This window comes from Streptomyces sp. NPDC048484 (assembly GCF_040651415.1).
In the GTDB taxonomy this organism is placed as follows: domain Bacteria; phylum Actinomycetota; class Actinomycetes; order Streptomycetales; family Streptomycetaceae; genus Streptomyces.
The window spans coordinates 36,263-53,960 of sequence record NZ_JBEZJY010000039.1 but is presented as its reverse complement, the minus strand read 5'-3'; the positions used below and the strand labels follow the sequence as shown (position 1 = coordinate 53,960).

Sequence of the window (17,698 nt, the reverse complement as noted above, 5' to 3'; positions counted from 1 at the left end):
GGAACAATGGTCCGCAGGAACGCCGGTTTGGCTAACCGGCGTTTCCCGGCTATGTTCCCCCGCCGTCAGTGGAACGGGTTTTGCGTCCCGCGGTCGTTCTCGCCTGCGGCGTCGAGAAGTTCAAGCACGTCGGTGCCCTCCGCGTCCCGCTGATCTATCCACCAGCCGGCGCGGGTGATGGAGCGGGCCTTCTCCTCCAGCTCCGCCCAGTCCGCCTCGTCCCAACTCCCCTCCACAACCAGGGCGGTGTGCGCGGCCGTCATCAGCTGGTGGCGGGATCGCCCGCCCCAGTCCAGGGCCTTCTCCGGGCCCTCCAACTGCGGCATGTCGAACCGCTTGGCCCACGCGACGGCGGCCTCCTGCTCCTCGGCGCGCTTCGCCGCGAGCCACTCCTTCTTGGACTCGGTGTCGCCGTCGCGCGCCGCCTTCCAGCAGTCGCTGCAGTCCTTCGACGCGAGCCAGCGGGCGAATCCGGCCCGCTTGTCGGCAGGACGGCTGGACAGGTCATGATCGACTTGGTGGGAGCAGGCGTGCTCCACGGTCCACTGCGTAGGTACCCCCGGGGAATTCCGTTTGATGGGCGTTACGTTCGAGGTCGGGCTGCTGGTCTGGGGCTTCAAATCGAGTGCCTTTCGTTGGCGGTTGGGGTGGTTGCCTGCGTCGTTGCGGAGAGTCGTGCATCAGATGCACGATTCATGCGGCGGACGTAGGCGGTCTGGAGTGCTTGGCGGTGGTCTCGGGGACGCTTCCGCCTTCTGCGTCGTCTCAGCGTGTCCTGCGGATGGCGTCTGTGGCCGCCGTGGCGATGGCGACGGGAGCGCTGGAGGGCTGGGGCAGGTGCAGCAAGGTGGTCCCCGGCAAGTGGTGGGACTTTGCGGTGAGGGTGAGCTGGAGTACGGCGCAGCCGGCGGTCGTGAGCTGCTTGACGCGGGTGACGGCTTGGGCGGTTTCGTCGGGGGTGTAGACGGCGTCGGTGACGATCACGAGGAGGCGGCCGGTGCCGGGGCGGCTGAGTTCGAGGCCGTGGTCGAGCGCGTCCAGGGCGTTGGCGAGGTTGTGACTACTGCCGTTGGCGCCGAACGTTGTCACGCGCTCCGGTGTCCGGTGGGTGGGTCGGTTCAGTGCGGTCAGGTGCGTGTCGTAGGCGATGGTGGCGGTTAGGGAGTCGGGGTCGGTCAGGGCTGCTGCGCGTGCCACGATCCAGGCAGCGGACGCGACGGGTGCGCAGGCGGCGCGCATGGAGCGGGAGACGTCGACGGCGATACCCACGCGCAGTGGTGGGGTGGGGGAGTTCCGGCGGCGGGTGTGGGTGAACGGTTCCGCGGTGGGGACCGATCCGGCCGCGCGCTGGGCGTCGCGGGCGAGGGCCGCGCGCATGTTGAGGCGGCCGGGCGGGGTGGGGCTGGTGGTCCGCTCCTCGGTCCGCTCGCGGTAGGCGGCGGCACGCAGGGCGCGGCTCAGGCGCGCGGCGGCACTCTGCTCGGCGGCGGTGGGCCGGCGGGTGCCGGTGACAGGGTTGCTGTAGGGCGCGGGTGTGCCGTCGGGGGTGACGGTGGCGCCGCCGGAGTTGAAGACGGATTTCGCGGTGGCGGCGGCCTGGCGTCGCCGACTGGCCTGCTGGGCGCGGTCGTTGGCCTGTGCCCTTGACCGGGTGGCTATGGCGTTGGTCGCTGCGGCCTGTGCCGCGAGGTCGGCGGCGTCGGTGGCTGCCGTGCTGTCCATGACGACCCGCACGGCGCCGGACAGCAGATCGGTGAGGTTCTCCGGCACGGGCAGGGCGGGGGCCGCGGTGTCCAGAGCGTCGCACCATTTCTGAGCGTGCGCGAGCATGGTCGTGGCGTCGTGGTCGGCGCACTGGTGGGCTGCGGTCCAGATGCGGGTGAGTGTGGCCAGCAGGTTTGCGCCCAGCACCTTTTCGCACAGATCGGCGACGGCCCGGGTCTCGCCGGCGTCCAGGATGCCGACGTCACGGCGGCCGAGGACCAGGGCCGCCGCGGCGGCGGCGTGCTCGATGCCCTGGAGGGTGGGGTGGGCGATGTCGGGCATGATCAGGGTTCGGGTACTGGTGCGCAAGTATGTGCGGTCCGTGGGCCGCGTGATCAGGTGTGCGCCTTCGACACGGCTCTCCTCCAGCAGGAGCGCGGCCTCGACGACACGGGGGTTCGCTCCGGCAGGCGCCGTCCAGATGGAGTGGGCCGCGTGCGCGGCCTCGTGGACGAACACTCCCCAGGCGGCGGGATACCGCTCCTCGTCGCCCACGATCCGCGGATGGATCTCGTGGGGCTTAAGCGGGGCGAACAGGCCGGCGTCGACCTCGACCTCGCCCAGAGTGGGGAAGAACGCGGCCGGTGCGCCGCTGCGCGTGCCGGGGCGGCAGGTGACGAGGAGGTCCTGGCGGCCGGAGAGGGCGACCAGCCGATCGCCGAGTTCGGCTCCCACGCGCAGCCACGCGGCCGGGGAGGAACGGGGTTGTGCGGGCGGGGCGCCGTCGTCGTCCCATCGCGCGAGGTCGGCGTCGTCGTCCGGCGTGGTGGCGTGGGACTGGACGTGGTGGTGGGCGCTCATCGCGAGCGGCCCCGGTGCGCGGAGCCGGTGCTGCCCGGGGGCTGCCGGACGGCCGAGGCGGAAAGCTGCTTGCCGAGGGTGAGGGGGCGGACCTCCTTGACGCCGGCAGCCTTGATGACGGCGGCGGCGACGGCGTCGCGATCCTCCAGAGGGGCGATGCCGACCAGGTTCGCGAGCGCGGCTTTGGTGCCGAGGACGGCCTCGGTCTTCTGGTAGCTGAGCAGTTCTCGCAGTTGGGGGGCCCAGCCCAGCTCGCCGAGTTCGACTTGGTGGGAGAGGTGTCGGGCGACCCGGACCACCCGGGCATCGATCCTCAGCGCCAGGGCGAGGTCATAGTCCGTGCCGATCTGGATTTGCACGCTGAACCGACTCGACAGCGCCTCTGTCAAAACCGCCCCGTGGACGCCGGGATTGTGGCCCGCCACCACGTAGAAGCCCGGCTCGGCCTTGATGGTCTCGCCCTTGTGGGCCTTGACCTGGATCTGCCTGCGCCCGTCCATCGCGGGATAGAGCGCCGCGAGGACCTTCGGTGAGATCAAGGTGGCGTCGTCGATCAGCAGGGCGCGGCCCTCGGTCATCGCGGTGACCAGTGGACCGTACTGGAAGACGTAGGCTCCCGCGTCGTCCTGTGTGTACTCGCCGATCAAGTCGCCGACCGTGGTGTCGCCGTCACCGGCGACGGTGAGCAGGTCCGGGAACGCCGCCTCGACCAGACTCGTCTTGCCGGTGCCCGGAGGGCCGTAGAGCAGCACCGGCACGTCGGCGTCGCGCAAGCGATTCAACGCCTCGACGTCGGGCAGATCGGCCAGCTCCCGGGGGTGGTAGACCTGGCCCCCCGCGCGGCGGATCGGGCCGGTCTGCCTGCGCGTGGCTGCTGCGGGAATGGTCGTGCGGGCCGTGGCCGCCTGGGCGCGGGGAGAGTGGGTGCCCGGTGGGCTGATCACAGCACTCTGCGCGGCTGCGGCGGTTTTCGCGTTCGCGCGGAACTCCGGTTGTCCGGTTCCGCCTTGGTCGGCCTCGCCGCGTCGCACCAGGGTGAAGGCGGCATTGCGGACGGCACCATGGGAGTGGCCCAGCTGCCTGGCCATGTCCCCGATGGTGAGCGTGTCCGCCGGCCGGTCGGTCAGCAGTCGGGCCACCTTGGCCCGTAGTTCGCCGCCCTTGGTGCGTGCTGGACCGGTAGGCGTTCCGGGTGTGGTCAAAACGAGGTCCTTCAACAGGTGCGGGTGCGGGCGAGACTGGCGATGCGCTGGAGAGGCTGGCCGCTCTCGGAGTGGATCACGGACTGTGCCGACATCGGCGAGCGGGCCAACCGGGGCGTACCGTCGGCGCTCACCGGCCGATTGAGGGCTTGGTCCAGGTGCACGGGATGGTCGGCGACGAGCAGCTCGCTGGCTGCCGAGCAGGCCCGTGCGTCCGCTCCGTACCGCATTCCGTCGCTCGGCAGGCGCAGCCTGGCGTCTCTTCGAAGCCGGCCTGGAGCAGGATCCGCCGGGCGGCGGCGTTGTAGCCGGTGGTGGTGATCTCGCCGGTGATGGTGTGCCGGATCGTCATGAACGGCTCTGCTGGTGCTTCGGGCAAGGCGGATCTCCTATCGGTGGTGGCGGGAAAGCGGTGGGGTGTTGGGCGAAGGCGAGGCGGGCCCGGAGCTTCCAGCACATCAACGGTGCGTGGCTGGACCACGAACGATGGGCAATGACTGCCGACATGCTCCAGGGCGGGCCTCACCGCCCCGCAGCTACCTGACTCGCCTTTCCGCACGTTCTGATAGCCGGGTGTACCAACAACAGCCATGAATGGTTCTCCTCAAAAGAGTTGGAAGGTGGTGGGGTTGGGCCCTGGTCAGGGCGTCGTGTGCCGGCCTCGAAGTCGGCCGCGCGGCGGCTGTCCGGTGGGGCCCAGGCGTCGGCGCGCGGCGAGCAGGATGGTCAGAGCGAAGGCCGCGCCGACGGCGGGGAGTGCGGCGCTGGCGAGCGGATGCTCGGCGAGGCGTCCGGCCAGGGCGGTGCCGGCGGACTGTCCGACGCCGATCGCAAGGATCAGCCACGCGTACGCCTCGCTGGTCCGGCCCGCCGGAGCAAGAGCGTCCGTGGTCACGTAGGCGCAGGCGACCACGACGGTCAGGAACGCACCGGGCACGGCGACCGCGACGGTGGCCGCCAAGGGGCCCGGCAGCGCCACGAGCGGGAGCCACCCGGCGAGGAACACGGAACCAGCGGCGATCAGCCGGTTGGCGGTGGTGCCGGTCCAGGTGCGGCGTCCGTAGACGAGGCCGCCCAACAAGCTGCCGGTGGAGAACGCGGCAGGGATGACGCCCGAGAGCATGTCCTGCTCATGGTGCTCGGCCATGGCGATCGACCACACATTCATCGCGCCGATCGCGAACCCGATGCCGGTGAGAGAGACGAACAGCAGCACCAGGCCGGGGCTGGTCAACCGGCGAACTGAGGGACTTTGCAAGCTGGTTGATGATGCCCGTCGCCAGCGCCGCGATGGCGCAGCGAGGGCGACCACGGTGGTACCGACCAGGCCGAGGGCGGCGGTGACGGTGAGCGCGACGGCGGGGCTGTACGCGGAGGTGAGCGCGGCCACGAGCAGGGGGCCGACGATGTACAGCAGGCCCTGCGTGCCGGTGTCGAGGGCGAGCGCGGCGTGCCGCAGCCGGGGGTCGGGCAGCACGCTCGGCCACAGCGCCCGCAGCCCGGCCTCGAGGGGAGGCATGGTCAGACCGCCGCCGATGACGAGGGCCGTGGCGAGAGTGGGTCCGCCGTACGGTCCGGACGCGGGCAGGGCCACCAGGAGGGCCGAGTTGAGCAGGGCGGCCGGAAGGTGCACCGCGCTCTGGCCGTGGCGGTCCATGAGGCGTCCTGTGACCGGCTGGGCCAGCGCGGAGGACAGCCCGTACAGGGCACTGAGCAACCCGCCGAAGGCGATACCGCTGCCGCTCGCGGTGGCCCACAGGAGGATGGCGACCGGCGCCATGGCGTTGGGGAGGCGGCCGGTGAGGGTGCCGCCGAGGAGACGGGCGACGTACGGGCTGCCCAGCACCGCGCGGTAGGTGATGCGCGGTGCCGGGGGTGCGGTCAGGGACAACGGGTGCTTTCTCGGTGCTTAGCGGTGGCGGGCGGGCGTGCCGGCGAGGTGCGGCGGCGCGGGGGGTGTGGTGTCCACCGCAGGGCGGGGCCGGGTGCGCAGCACGGGGGTGCGGTGCGGTGGCAGGACGGCGACGGTCGCGCCGAGGTCCTCGGCCGCGTCCTCGACTTCGCGGGTGAGGAACTCGATCTGCCGGCCCAGCGCTGAGAGGCGGGCGGCGATCTGGCGGCCCTGCACGGTCTCCAGCGCGCCGGCGAACTGGCCACTGGTTTCGAGGAGTTCCTGGAGACGGACCATCGGGCCCGCGTCGTAGCCCCGCTGGGTGGCACTGAGCAGTGCGTTGGACGCATCGCCGGCGTGCTGTGCCTCGACGGCGTCGCGGATGAGTTCCTGCAGGGACACCTCCGGGACCGGGGCTGGGCGGTTGAACCGGGAGACGTCCGGGCGCAGCACGCCGGGCGGGACCGGGACGGGCAGGACCTTCCCTGCCTCGTATTCGTGGGCGTAGTGCCCGATCACCTGCCAGCCCGGTGTGCCCGGGTCGCCTCGCAGCGCGACCAGCGTCGCGTCGTCGTCCTCGATGAGGTGGGCGAGGGTGATCGGCTGCCCGTCGGCGGCGTACCACGACTCGGTCAGCTCCAGCTGACCGCGCCGCTGCGCGGCCTGGGCCTTCTCGGTCCACATCTGCTGTTCTTCGCCGGTCAGCGGGGCCTTGTGGTGCTGGCCATCGCGCTGGTCGGCGAGGTTGCCGGCGATGACGCTGTGGTCCGCCCACGCGGTGAGGTGTGGCCACAGGGCCGAGTGCTGCGCACGGTCGGCAGGGGAGCCGGGGGCGGCCGGTCGGTCGAGGGCCCGGCGGATCTCGGTGGCGGAGGCGGCCAGGCCGTCCAGCACGGCCCGCCACCCGGCCAGGTGCCGGGCGGGCGGCAGCTCGTCGAGCACGCGGTGGGCGGTATCGAGCAATGCTTCGGCGTGTGGGGCGAGGTGGGTGGTGTACGCCTTGACCGCCGTCTTGTCGCGGTGGGCTCGCGCGGCTGCCGCGGCGCCTGCGTGGACGGTGCGGCCGTAGCGGTCGCGTGTCAGGTCGAGCGCGGTTTCGCTCTCGCGGTCGATGACCGCCATCCGCAGCCGGAAGTCGCGTGCAGCGTTGGAAAGTTCGGGCGCCGCCGGCAAGGGGCCGTCGGGGACCGGGTTGCTCGTGGGTGTCATCGGGACCGCCCGCCGCCCGCCACCGTCGGGTGGACGGTTGGAGCGTAGGTGGGCTTCGGCGGGATCGGCCGGGCCGATGGTGGGGAGGTGGTGGGCGGTGTGGCGCGCTGCGTCGTCCGGCCGGCGCCGGCCTGAGCGAGGCGGCTGCGGTGCTCCTGGAGTCCGTTGGGCCGGACCGGGCGTGGCGGGATGGCGGAGAGGGACGGGTCGAGGCGGATGTCGGCCTGCACGGTGTAGCCCTGGCGGCGCAAGTCGTGGACGGCTTGACGGGTGCGACGGGGACCGTCGCGCTCGGGCTCGCTGAGCCGGTACAGCCCGGATTCTCCAGGGACGGGCTCGAACTGCTCACGTTCCAGGTACCAGTGGGCGAGGTGTGCGGGCAGGGCGGCCGTGAAGGAGGCGACGATGCAGTGGGTGTCGTGTTCGCCGAAGGCGAAGTGGGTACCGGGTTCCAAGGGGGCGGGGTTCTCCTCACGTGGTCGGGGTGGAACTGTCAGTGGCTGCGGTGCGCGGGACGGGCCGCGGCGAGGGAGCGAGCCGGCGCGGCGACGGAGAGGGTCGGGCGGCGGTGGGGTGCGCTGACGCGGGCCTGACGCAAGAACGTTCCGCCGTCGGTGAGCCACGTCTCGATGGCAGGCCACGCGCGGGCACGGCGCTCCTGCTCCGGCACGGAACCGCCGTGGACGATCTCGTCGACCAGGGCCTCGGTATCGATCACGGCGTCGGCCAGACGGGCGAGGGCTGCGGCGTCGCCGATGAACCGCCGGCTGCTCGTGTGCACGCTGGCGCGGTGCCGCCTCGCGCACGTCACCAGATCGACCACCGTGGTCTGGGTGCCGTCCGCAGACAGGTGTCAGACGCCCTCGTCGTCCCGCTGGAAGCCGCTCTCCGCGAGCGCGGTGTGCGCCCACGGGTACCGCTCGCCCGAAGCGACGGCGACGATTCCGGACTCCTGGCTGTACGACAGGATGATCTGCGCCTCAGCCATGGACCATGTCCTTTGTAGGTCCCGTGACTTCGTGAGCAGCGCGTCCTGGGGAGATGCTGAAAATCCGGGATCGGTGAGCACTGGTCTTGTCCGTCTTGGGTGAGCAATCCCGTTGGCGCGGGGGCTTCGAAGGTCACGGTCGGTAGGGATTCCAGTGCCGCCTGTCATAGTGCAGTCGTCGATGATGAGACTTCTGGAACTTGTTCGAGAACTGAAGAGCAGACACAGGACCGGCTGAGCGGCTGGCGTCGCGAGACAATGTCTGCGTGAGCCGTGACCGTATGGAGCAATGTCTCTAAGTGCACCAGTGGCGCAGGGCGGTGCGGAATGCATTCTCGATACCTCCACTGGATCGGAGATCGACATGGGCAAGTTCGTTGACTGCCCCTTCTGCGGGGAGCGGGGGAAGAAGACAAAGGAGCATGTGTGGGCCCAGTGGCTGCACAAGACCGAGGGAGCAATGACACTCCTCACGGACACCCATGGGGAGCGCATACAACGAAGGCGAACCGTGCTCCGGAAAGACCAGAGCGGTCGTTACCAGGCGGTTTCGGTAACCCCGGTCCCGTATGCGAAGTGGCTACCAAATGTCACGGTGTCGGTATGTGAAGACTGCAACTGCGGCTGGATGAGTCACCTGGAGGACGAGGCAAAGGCCATCCTCGCAAAATTCATCTTTGACGGGGCCACGCTGCAGCTCGCGGAGGGAAATCTCCAAACCCTGGCCACCTGGGCGTCCAAGTCATGGATGGCGTACGCCCTCACGCGTGCAGCGCACCAGAACCCCTTCACGAGGGCCGATTATCGAGCAATGGTCAGCTCTCCCAGGCCATTTCATGATGGCCGAATTTTGCTGATGCATTCCGAGGAACCCATAGCCCATGTAGGCATGGGGATCACGTCGTGGCTGATGTCATCCGGGGATTCGGTGCCTGACATGGAGGTCGCTCCAGACAACACCGGATACGCCTACTTGGCGGTGGCCACGGTCGTGCTGATCATGACTTTTGTGCCGACAGAGGCTGCGGGAGTCGCCGACATATTGGCACCGAATCTGGCATCTTCCCCCCTCGTTCAACATGCTTGGCCTGATCCTCACCCGCACGACTTCCCGCTCGGCGCCCTTCCGGCCGGGACCTTGGCGAACTTCTTGGTTGCGGCCGAACAGACTAGGGAAGCGGTGGGACTCCCAACGGAGGGTCTTACTGACGACGACCTAGCGGGAATCCTCGATCGGTACTGGAACGGCGTGGATCCTGCGCAGCTCCGGCGTCGATTCGATAAGCCGTAGGGGCCAGCGGCCCGCAGGGTGATTACTTAACGTAACCGCTGCTCATGATCACCCGGATTTGCTCGGGCATTGCTCATGATCACGCGGAATTGCTCACGAGACCGCGGATCCTAGATCCTTGCCGTCGCGCAGGACGGCGCGCAGGCTGCGGCCGTATGCCCAGGCATGCTCCCGGGCCGCCGCCTCCAGCTGGCCGTATCCCGCCTGGGCCGTCATCTGCCCGTTCCACTTGCGGTATCTGTACACAGGGACCGGCAGCAGGAATCCGGGGGCGAGAGCTGTTACGCCCAGGGCCGCGCAGTAATCCTCGCCCTGGACGAGGCCCCCCATCGGCGCGGCGCGTACGAGGTCGGTGCGGGCCAGGATCGTGGTCGGCCCGATGGGAATGGTGTCCGCCGGAGACTTCCAGTACGTCCACACATCACCGGCCTCGTGCCGGCCGGGCGGAGTGGGGCACCGCCACAGAGTGCTCGACCCGTCTTGGTACTGGTCCACACTCCATCCCGCACACCAGCCGACCCCGGTCGATTCCAGGGTGTCCAGCCGCACGGACATGGCGTCGTCGGTGAACTCGTCATCGTCGTCGGCCCAGTTGGTGTACCGGGTTCGAACGTGGGCGAGAGCCAGATTCCGGGCGCAAGCGGCCCCGACCGGCCGGGGCAATATCAGCGTGCGGACGCGGGGGTCCTGCGCGAGCGCGGCCGGGAGGTGGTCGGGCGAGGCACCGTCGAGCGCGATGACGGCTTCCCAGGGCACGGACTGCCGGGTGAGGCTGGCGTGCATGGCGGTCAGGTAGTCGAGCCGGTCCTCGCGCAGGCGGCTGGCGATGACGACGGTGATCAGGGGCGTGGTGTGCGGGGGCAGAGAAGGCTCCGGGAAGACGAGGGTGAATCAGCGGCGCGTGGCGGGGCGCGGGGTGCCAGCCGGGGCGGTGAGCGGGAGCGCTCTGGTGCGGCGTGTGGTGCGTCTACGCGCGGTCCGACCAGGGCGACCGGCGAAAGGGCGGCTCGGGTGGTGGGCGCCGAGTAGCGCAGGTTCACACCGATGCCCTTGGCCGTGAGCTGTTGCACCACGCCGTGGACGCGAAGCACGCCGACCGCTGTCCCGTGTCAGGTGTCAGCGCGTGTGCAGCGGCAGTGCCGCCGGGAGGACTCGCGGGGGACGGGACGGCGCACGGGCCGGGGCGGACGGGAGCCGCGGTGCCGGCACGAGCGGGGTCAGCGCCCGCATACGGTCCTCGGCCACGTGGAGCACCTCTTGGAGGTTGCGGATCTCGGCGGCGGCGTCGGCGAGGTCGTAGGACAGGTCGAAGCCGTCGTCCTCCTCGGCTTCCCTGGCCTTCTCTCCGGCTGCTTCGAAGAACTCGCCGAGCTGCGCCAGCAGGCCGTTGTTGGGCTCCAGGATCTGGTGCAGTAGGGCAGCGGCGTCCGCGGGCGACTCAGCTCCGTTGAGCCGGTCAATCAGAGCGCGCAGCGCGTCGCCGTAGACGAAGGCGCGGTCTGCTGTGTCGGGGACGTCCTGGGTCGCGGGCGCGTGGAGCGTCGGCGGAGCAGGGAGCACGTGCGGGTTTCCGGTGGGCGAGCCGGGATGTGGCAGCAGCCCGAGCTGGGCGAGGCGATGGTCGATCGCCTCGATCAGGGGCTGAGAGCTGCCGCCGTGGCGGGCTTCGGGCCGCTGGGGGACACCGGGGTCGTCGGAGGGAGCCGAGTCGTAGACGACCTCGAACAGGGCTGGGTCGTCGGGGTGCTCACGGGTCGCGATCCAGCCCTCCGGGTTTCCCGGCGGTCGGTCGCGGGAGGGCTCCTGAGGCGGGCCGATGATCAGGTAACTGTCGTCGGGGAGCGATACGCGCACGACGTAGGCGCTGAGGCCGAACTCGATGTCGCACTCCAGCCGACGCTCGCGCAGTGGTGTGGTGATGTGCGCGTGGCGGCGCCACAGTTCCTGCCACCACGGGGTGTCCACGTTGCGGTGGTCGGGAAGCGGTGCGAGCGGAGCCGCACCGCGGGCCTGTGGGGTGCTCGTTCCGTCAGCGGGCACGGCTCCTCCTGCGGGAGGTCGGCGCGCGGTGCGGCGGTGGCGTTCGGCGAGCGGGGCTGGCTTCCGGCTTCGGAACTGGACTGAAATCGAGTGCGTACTCGTCGTGGGTGGCGATCAGGTCGTGTTCCATCTGGGCTTCGCGGTCGGCGATCTGTGCCATGAGGTCGTCGTGCTCGGCTTGGCACTGCTGGTACTCGGCCCAGTCGGCGTCGCTGAAATGGGCAGGGCGGTTCAGAGGGGCTCCTTGAAGGGACGGGGGCCGGCCCGGGCCAGCGGTGGCGACCGTCCGGTCGGGGCGGTGGCGGCCGGGCGGCGCGGGAGCTGGGAGGGACCAGTGGGCCGGGTGAATGGTGAACTGGATGCGGGGGTCGGTGTCCACGCTCACGAGGCGACCGGCACCGGCATGGAGAACGCTGATCACCTTGATGCCGTCGTAGCCGGTCTCGGTGGGCAGGCGATGAAGGAGCGCGTCGACAGGAGGGTTCTTTGAGGAGCCGGGGTTACCGGCCGCGGGCGGGGCCGGTGGGCGGGCGACGCGGCGAAGCGGGAGGAAGGCCGGACGTGGCTGGGGACTGGCCCGGCGGCACAGGGGCCGGTGCCGGCGCGGGATCGTACTCGGCGCGCAGGATTGTCAGGTCGGCTTCGTCCGCGATGGCCAGTACCGACAGGCTGCGGCTGGCTGCCTCCATCAGCAACTTGGGCGGTGAACCTTTCTCCGCTCCGCGGTGCTGGTCGCGCCAGCGGGCGGCGGCAACCAGGTACTCGCTCACCGCTCGGAGTACGGGTTCGGCGGCGTCCAGCAGGCGCTGTGTGACGGCGCTGGCCTCGGCAGGAGTCTCGGCGGCGTGGAGTGCGCCGAGGTACGGGGCCAGGTCAGGGCTCGGCAGGGGCTCGTCGGGCAGCGGGTGCGCGGTGACGAATGGCTCGGAGTCTCGCCGCGCCCAGCGCAGCAGGTCGCCTTTGGTGGCGACGCTGTAGCGGGCGGCAGCGATCTGGTCGGCGTCGCGGCCGACGTTGTCGTACAACTCGAAGTCTGGATGCTGCATGGGTGGTTCCTGCTCGGTGTGGTCGGGGTCGGTGATGAGGCTGCCTTCGGCGGCCGTGCCCAACTTGTCGGCCGGGGTCGTCACGGCCTTGGTGGAGGTGGAGGTGGCGTGGCCCTCGGTGGTAGATGGCAGGTGCCGGGTTCAGGGACGGCGGCGTACCGGGCGGGTGCTGGTCTCGGCGGGCCGTTGGTGCTGCTCGACGACGGAGGGCGCCGGGACGGTACGGGTGCCGGGCTGAGCGTCGGCGAGCGGGCTGGTGACGGCGTCGAGGGCCCGCCGGAGGCTGCGCAGCGCGGCATCGTGGCCGAGCATGACGCCCAGTTGGCTCTCGGCAGGAGCGGCGGTGCCGGGGCGCGGGCCCGGCCGGTGGGCGTCGGCGAGGCCGCTCACGGCCGTGCTCAGGTGGGTTGCGGCACGGTTGCTGTGCGCGAGCGCGATGCCCAGCCGGGCGAGATAGTCACGTCCCGCGTCGGTCGTCGCGAGGGAGCCGTCGGCGGACTGGCGCAGATCCGCGACGAGGCCCGAGGACAGGTTGTGCACGGCGACGAGCTGGTCGAGCAGAGTGCCGAGGTCAGCTGGCTCCGGACCGGTCTGCTCCGGACCGGTCTGCGCCGGGCGCAAGCGTGCGGCTGTCTCCTTCATGTGGCGCGTCCAGAAGGCCAGGCGAGCGTCGATGAAGGCGTCGTCGGTGAGGCTCATCGGCCCCTGCCCTGCGGCCGGTTGGCCGACGGCGGCAGGAACCGCTCGGGGGTTCGGGCCGGGCGGATCGGGCGGTGGATGCCCACGGTGAAGCCGAGACTCTCCAGACGTCCGACGCTGCGGTGGAACTGGCGCACGCCCTGCTCGACCGAGACGTCCTTCGGCAGATGGCACTCTCCGGTGGCCGGGTCGAGGAGGAAGCCGCCGTGTGTCAGGAGATGGGCGAGGGCACGTCCGTAGGTGCAGGTGATCCGCGGGAGGACGTCGGCGCCGAACCGGACCTCCATATGGAGACGGGCGGGAGTCGCGCGCTGCCACGCCGGCAGACTCCTGTGGCGGTAGTCGACCAGGAAGCGCCGGCGTACGGCGGCTGCGGCGCGGACAGGATCGGCGGGCACGGCGATGCCGCGCGGGGCCCTGAGGCCCGTCACGTGCTGGTGCCCGGTGCCGGCGGGCAGCATCGGCAGCACCAGGTACTGCTCCGGGCGGTGGGGCCGGGGCATGACGTACAGCTGGAGGCCGTGCGGGGAGGTCAGAACAGCTCGTCGGACGTCGCCGGTCTCGAACGCGGCGTACGGCAGGGGGCCGCTGTCCCAGATCCGGTTGCTGGCCGGGTCGTCGGCGATGAGCGTGGTGGTCGGGTCGGGCAGCCACCGGCCGGGCAGGTGCTCGGCGAGCGCGGCGGCGAACTCGGGCAGCGGCAAGGGCAGTTCCTCGGGCGGGTGGATCGTGTGGGTGCCGGGGCTCATGAGGAGGCGGTCATCCCCTGGGCGTCGCTGCGGCGGCAGGTGTAGCCGATCAGGGTCGACTTGGCCGGCGCGGTGGGGACGGTGGCGACATCGGAGCAGGTGAACGTGTAGGTGAACGAGGGGGAGTTGCTCGTCCCGAGCCAGGCGCGGTCCTTCTTCTCCGGCACGATCTCCAGCCCGGGGCCGGAGACGGCGTCGCGCTGGGTGTGCGTGTGCGCGAAGACGACGAGGGCGCTGCCGTCGGTGGTCTTGAGCGCGTAGCTGTCGGGGAACTTCGTGGTGGCGGCGGAGAAGACGGTGGTGCCGCGGGAGCCGAACTTGTTGACGATGCTGTCGTGCGTCGTGATCTGCCGCTTCGACGCCTTCGAGGAGGTGAAGACCTTCCTTCCGCTGGTATCACCGCCGGTGGCGAAGTTGTCGCCGACCGCCGCGCGCAAGGTGTCGACGGGGGCGGCGACGTCCTGGGTGGTGGTGGCGTCGAGGGCGGTGGCGTAGCCCTGGCCGTCGACGGCGATCTGCGGGACCTTCTTGTTGTCGAGGTCGACGGCGGCGACCATCTCCCACCGCTTCGACGTGGCCTGCTGGGCCATGATCAGCACGCGGGCGTAGGGGTCCTTCTTTCCGCTGTAGGTGACGGCGGCGTACCACTTGTCCTGGCCGGCGGTGAAGCGGGGGATGTAGACGCTCGTGCGGGCGAGGTCGTACGACCACGGCTTGTACGTCTCGCGGTCGGCCCTGGGCAGGCCCTCGTCCTGCGTGAAGTCGGAGACCGACATCGCGTACAGCGGGCCGTCCTCGATGGTGTCGAGGAGCGTGCGGTTGGTGTGCGCGTTGGCCGCGTTGTTGATCTTGGAGTAGTGGGCGATCTGGGCGAGGGCCGCCTTCTTCGTCAGCGCCGGTTCGGCGGCCGGCGCGGGGGAGACGGTGTGGCCGGCCCTGGCTGTGGCGTCGGCGTCCTTGTGGGCGGCTGCGGTGCAGGCGGACGCGGTCAGCGTGAGTGCCACGGCGGCGGTGAGCCAGAGGGCGGTGCGCCGGGCAAAGGGATGCGTGGGGATGGGAGTGCTCCGGGGGAGAGGGTCAGCGGGAACGGGATGTTCTGGCGGTGGCCGTCGGCGGGGGCGGCGCGGTGGTGGCCGGGACCGTGCGGGTGTCGGCTGCGGCCCGCAGGTGCTTCGCCGCGTCGGCGAGGTGGGTGCGGCTGTCGCTGAGGTGATCCGCGAGCGCCTGGTGCGCGGTGGTGATCGCTCTCTCGCGGGCGGGACTCGGGGGCCGGTGGGTGAGGTCGGCGAGGCGGCCGAGGTGGCGGACGGCGGCGCCGAGGGCGGCGAGCGCGGCACCGGTGGGCTGTGCGGCGTCGGCGAGCGCGAGGCTCGTACGGCGCATGGTGGCCGTGGTCCGCGTCGGGTAGCGGGCGGCGGCCCGGTGGCGGAACGCGTGCTCCCCGGCCAGGTAGCCCAGCAGCCGGGCCAGGTGGCGGATCTCGTCGTCCAGGATCTCGCTCAGCGCCGGACCCCCGTGAACCTGGTCGGGGAGCGGCAGTTGGTCGGCGACGGAGTTGAGCCGGTCGGCGACGTCGTGCAGCAGCATCCGCTGGTCTGGAACGGACGGCAGCGGCAACTCCTCGTGGCGTCGGATCGGGGCTCTACCGCCGTGCTGCGGGCGAGGGCGTCCCCGCGGCGGCTGCGATCGGGCCGCCTGCCGGGGCGGGAGGCGACGGGGACGGTGTACCGGCCGTGGGCGGGGAGGTACGGATCCGGGAGAGTTCCTCGGAGGTGGTGCGCAGCTGCTGTGCGCCGGTGCGCAGCAGTGTGGCGACCTGGCCGAAGTGGTTGTGGAGAGTGTCACGCTCGGGGGCCGGAGTCGGAATCCGTGGGCCGCTGCCCGGCTGCAGGAGGTGCTGGTGGAGGAATCCGAGCCGCTCGATGACCTGCCCGAGGTGGCCGAGGACGGCGCCCAGGTGCACCGCGCACTGGGTGAGGGCGGCGGTCCCGTGGCGTTCGGCGGGGCCGTGCGCAGGCCGGTCGTACACCTCGTGCCGGCAACTGGTCGCCAGTTCCGCGCTGATGTCCGCCAGGATGCAGCCGGTGTCGCCGACCAGCGTGTGGATGGCCGGGCTGATGTCGTCACCGCGTCGTAGTTGCTCGGCGGTCGGTAGTTCCGCGGTGATCCGGTCGAGGGTGTGGGCCAGCTGGTGGAAGTAGCGGGGGTCGGCAATGTCGGGCATCGGGGAAGTGATGGCCTTTCAACGGGGGTGGACTCGGTGCATTTTGTCTGTATTGCCGTCAGTTCGGTGTGGGTGTGCTGGCGATGGGGTGGCTGCCCAGCAGCGAAGCGTTGGTCTTGAACTGGTTTGCGGTGGCGTAGATCGCGGTGCGAGCGTGATCGATGTCCTGCTGCAAGAACAGGAGCAGGTCTTCCGGGGCTTCGGTCTGCGCATCCGTGGGACGCGCAAAGAATTGATGGTGGGAGCTGATGTGGTCCATGGCCCTGGCCAGGTAGTGGTGGGCGAGCCCCAGGGGCGCTGCACACTGGCGGACGGCCGTCGCGTGCATGTCACGGTCGCCGCCCTTGCCGTTGAAACTGGTGGCCAGGTCATCGGTGATGCAGTGCGATTCCCAGGTGATATGCGCGAGCGCCGCATCGATCGCGTTGCTGATGGCCTCGCCCTGTCCGCCGGTGACGGACTGCGGGAGTTGGTCTGCGGACCTTTCGAGGCTCCGCGCCGATGCTCGGAGGCAGTCGGGGTTGGTTCTACGGATGTCATGGGGGTAGGTGGAGGTGTCGTACATCCCTGTCCTGCGTATCTCCGAGCCGGTCAAGAATGCCGACTTTGTAGAAATTGACATACTTTGTCTCTATGGTCGGGTGTTCCTGTGGGCTCCCGGGGCCTGTTTGGCCTGGCAGGGCAGGCCACGGGGGACTCTTTGGGGTGAGAATTTCGACGTTCCGTCGAGATTCCTGAGGTGCTCATGACCTTGGCCGTGGTGCGCAATGTGTCCTCCCCGCAGGGCGCTCAGACACAGCAGGAGCTTGAGGACTTCGAGCAGGAGGTCGTCGACCAGCACGACCTGGCGAGGGCTTCGGCTGGCCCGGCTGACGGCCGTGCGGGAAACACCCGGTCGGCGATCATCGACGTCGCGTGCTCGCTCCCGGGTCCGATCTGGGGGGCGAGCTGCGAAGACGCAGACCGTTTCTGGCGGGCCTGCGGCATCAGGGACGGAGTGCCGCAGGCGACTGCGCGCCGCCGGGGCACAGGTTCAGAGCGAGCGTGGCGTGGGCGAGTTGCCCACTGCCGGGGTCGGCGGCGGGCCAGGGTGTACAGGGTTGAGTGGGCCCGCACGGGCGACCGCCGATGGCAGGTCGGGCGCGGTCAGGTGGTGGATGCCCGCGGCGACGGCCGCGTCGAGGGTTTCGACGACGGGCAGGTCGGAGGAGCGCAGCCGCTGCGTCGGCTCAAGCCCTCCGGTGTGCAGCACGGCATGGATGCCGGCGGCGTGTGCGGCAACCCCGTCGTCCAGGGTGTCCCCGATGAGCAGGACGGGGCGGGAGGGCGGGACCGCCAGGGCCTGGAGGTGCTCGGTGAGGACGTCCGCTTTAGTGCCGTCGCTGCCGCGCCGTCCGTCGATGCGGGTGAAGAAGCCCGCGATGCCCAACTGGTCCACCTCGGTGCGCAGCAGTTCCTCGGGATACAGCGACAGGACGGACTGGCTGTGCCCGAGGCCATGAGTGTGGGCCAGGAGCTGGTGTGCTCCGGAGCGCAGGCGTGCTGGGCGGTCACGCAGGAAGGCGGCGAAGTCTTTTTGTGCTTGTGCCCATTCTCTCTCGGAGAGCGGCTGGTTGAGCAGACGGTCGTAGAAGCGGCGGATGGGCACGATGTGCTTGGCCTGGTAAGTGTGCAGGTCGATGGGCGGTGTGTTGAGTCCGTAGAGGGTGTGGTTAACGGCGTCGAGGAGATCGGTCCGATCGTCCTTGAGAGTGCCGTTCCAGTCCCACACGATGTGGATGGGCACGTAAATGT

At 70.4% G+C, this 17,698-nt stretch carries 21 protein-coding genes; 2 read left to right on the top strand and 19 right to left on the bottom strand.

Annotated features, from left to right (window positions below; genetic code table 11):
• Positions 1–65: 65 nt before the first annotated feature.
• The 9 genes from AB0D14_RS32770 to AB0D14_RS32730 form a co-directional block, all read right to left on the bottom strand.
• Positions 66–539: a hypothetical protein gene (locus tag AB0D14_RS32770; protein WP_362786369.1), complete on the bottom strand. Its 474-nt coding sequence runs from the start codon at positions 537–539 to the stop codon at positions 66–68.
• 226 nt (positions 540–765) lie between these two features.
• Complete coding sequence (locus tag AB0D14_RS32765) at positions 766–2,565, bottom strand: hypothetical protein (protein ID WP_362786367.1); 1,800 nt, start codon at positions 2,563–2,565, stop codon at positions 766–768.
• Positions 2,562–3,704, bottom strand: coding sequence for an AAA family ATPase (locus tag AB0D14_RS32760; protein ID WP_362786438.1), 1,143 nt, complete (start codon positions 3,702–3,704; stop codon positions 2,562–2,564). The genes AB0D14_RS32765 and AB0D14_RS32760 overlap by 4 nt, the downstream gene beginning before the upstream one ends.
• Positions 3,705–3,897: 193 nt before the next feature.
• On the bottom strand, positions 3,898–4,119 hold the full coding sequence (locus AB0D14_RS32755) for a hypothetical protein (RefSeq protein ID WP_362786436.1): 222 nt from the start codon (positions 4,117–4,119) through the stop codon (positions 3,898–3,900).
• Positions 4,120–4,407: 288 nt separating this feature from the next.
• Positions 4,408–5,658, bottom strand: a complete 1,251-nt coding sequence (locus tag AB0D14_RS32750; protein WP_362786365.1) for an MFS transporter — start codon at positions 5,656–5,658, stop codon at positions 4,408–4,410.
• Between the two features lie 18 nt (positions 5,659–5,676).
• Positions 5,677–6,867 carry a hypothetical protein gene (locus tag AB0D14_RS32745; RefSeq protein ID WP_362786363.1) on the bottom strand — a complete coding sequence of 397 codons (1,191 nt, stop codon included), beginning with the start codon at positions 6,865–6,867 and terminating at the stop codon, positions 5,677–5,679.
• The gene (locus AB0D14_RS32740; RefSeq protein ID WP_362786361.1) at positions 6,864–7,322 is read right to left on the bottom strand and encodes a hypothetical protein; all 459 of its coding nucleotides are present in this window, start codon (positions 7,320–7,322) and stop codon (positions 6,864–6,866) included. Before AB0D14_RS32740 ends, AB0D14_RS32745 begins: the two co-directional genes overlap by 4 nt.
• Positions 7,323–7,360: 38 nt before the next feature.
• On the bottom strand, positions 7,361–7,648 hold the full coding sequence (locus AB0D14_RS32735) for a hypothetical protein (RefSeq protein WP_362786360.1): 288 nt from the start codon (positions 7,646–7,648) through the stop codon (positions 7,361–7,363).
• 72 nt (positions 7,649–7,720) lie between these two features.
• Positions 7,721–7,855, bottom strand: coding sequence for a hypothetical protein (locus AB0D14_RS32730; RefSeq protein ID WP_362786359.1), 135 nt, complete (start codon positions 7,853–7,855; stop codon positions 7,721–7,723).
• Positions 7,856–8,219: 364 nt separating this feature from the next.
• On the opposite strand from AB0D14_RS32730, the gene AB0D14_RS32725 reads away from it, so the two are divergent.
• Positions 8,220–9,146: a hypothetical protein gene (locus AB0D14_RS32725; protein WP_362786357.1), complete on the top strand. Its 927-nt coding sequence runs from the start codon at positions 8,220–8,222 to the stop codon at positions 9,144–9,146.
• A 93-nt stretch (positions 9,147–9,239) separates the two neighbouring features.
• Here the strand turns inward: AB0D14_RS32725 and AB0D14_RS32720 are convergent, their stop codons facing one another.
• Together AB0D14_RS32720 and AB0D14_RS32715 are read right to left on the bottom strand one after the other, a co-directional pair.
• On the bottom strand, positions 9,240–9,989 hold the full coding sequence (locus tag AB0D14_RS32720) for a glycosyltransferase (RefSeq protein WP_362786435.1): 750 nt from the start codon (positions 9,987–9,989) through the stop codon (positions 9,240–9,242).
• A gap of 273 nt (positions 9,990–10,262) precedes the next feature.
• Positions 10,263–11,186, bottom strand: a complete 924-nt coding sequence (locus AB0D14_RS32715) for a hypothetical protein (protein WP_362786355.1) — start codon at positions 11,184–11,186, stop codon at positions 10,263–10,265.
• Between the two features lie 103 nt (positions 11,187–11,289).
• Here AB0D14_RS32715 and AB0D14_RS32710 point away from each other — a divergent pair, with 103 nt between their 5' ends.
• Complete coding sequence (locus AB0D14_RS32710) at positions 11,290–11,676, top strand: hypothetical protein (RefSeq protein ID WP_362786353.1); 387 nt, start codon at positions 11,290–11,292, stop codon at positions 11,674–11,676.
• Positions 11,677–11,686: 10 nt separating this feature from the next.
• On the opposite strand, the gene AB0D14_RS32705 is transcribed toward AB0D14_RS32710, so the two are convergent.
• The 8 genes from AB0D14_RS32705 to AB0D14_RS32670 all read right to left on the bottom strand — a co-directional run bounded on the left by AB0D14_RS32705 (position 11,687) and on the right by AB0D14_RS32670 (position 17,690).
• A complete protein-coding gene (locus AB0D14_RS32705) occupies positions 11,687–12,316 on the bottom strand; it encodes a hypothetical protein (RefSeq protein ID WP_362786351.1) in 630 nt (209 codons plus the stop codon).
• Positions 12,317–12,373: 57 nt separating this feature from the next.
• Positions 12,374–12,931: a hypothetical protein gene (locus AB0D14_RS32700; RefSeq protein WP_362786349.1), complete on the bottom strand. Its 558-nt coding sequence runs from the start codon at positions 12,929–12,931 to the stop codon at positions 12,374–12,376.
• Positions 12,928–13,680: a hypothetical protein gene (locus tag AB0D14_RS32695; RefSeq protein WP_362786348.1), complete on the bottom strand. Its 753-nt coding sequence runs from the start codon at positions 13,678–13,680 to the stop codon at positions 12,928–12,930. The genes AB0D14_RS32700 and AB0D14_RS32695 overlap by 4 nt, the downstream gene beginning before the upstream one ends.
• Positions 13,677–14,684, bottom strand: a complete 1,008-nt coding sequence (locus AB0D14_RS32690; protein ID WP_362786346.1) for a hypothetical protein — start codon at positions 14,682–14,684, stop codon at positions 13,677–13,679. Before AB0D14_RS32690 ends, AB0D14_RS32695 begins: the two co-directional genes overlap by 4 nt.
• Positions 14,685–14,757: 73 nt before the next feature.
• Positions 14,758–15,267: a hypothetical protein gene (locus AB0D14_RS32685; protein WP_362786345.1), complete on the bottom strand. Its 510-nt coding sequence runs from the start codon at positions 15,265–15,267 to the stop codon at positions 14,758–14,760.
• Positions 15,268–15,322: 55 nt separating this feature from the next.
• Entirely contained in the window at positions 15,323–15,904 is a 582-nt protein-coding gene (locus AB0D14_RS32680) for a hypothetical protein (RefSeq protein ID WP_362786343.1), read from the bottom strand.
• Positions 15,905–15,962: 58 nt separating this feature from the next.
• Positions 15,963–16,469 carry a hypothetical protein gene (locus AB0D14_RS32675; protein WP_362786341.1) on the bottom strand — a complete coding sequence of 169 codons (507 nt, stop codon included), beginning with the start codon at positions 16,467–16,469 and terminating at the stop codon, positions 15,963–15,965.
• A 468-nt stretch (positions 16,470–16,937) separates the two neighbouring features.
• Positions 16,938–17,690, bottom strand: coding sequence for an HAD hydrolase-like protein (locus AB0D14_RS32670; RefSeq protein ID WP_362786339.1), 753 nt, complete (start codon positions 17,688–17,690; stop codon positions 16,938–16,940).
• Positions 17,691–17,698: the final 8 nt, after the last annotated feature.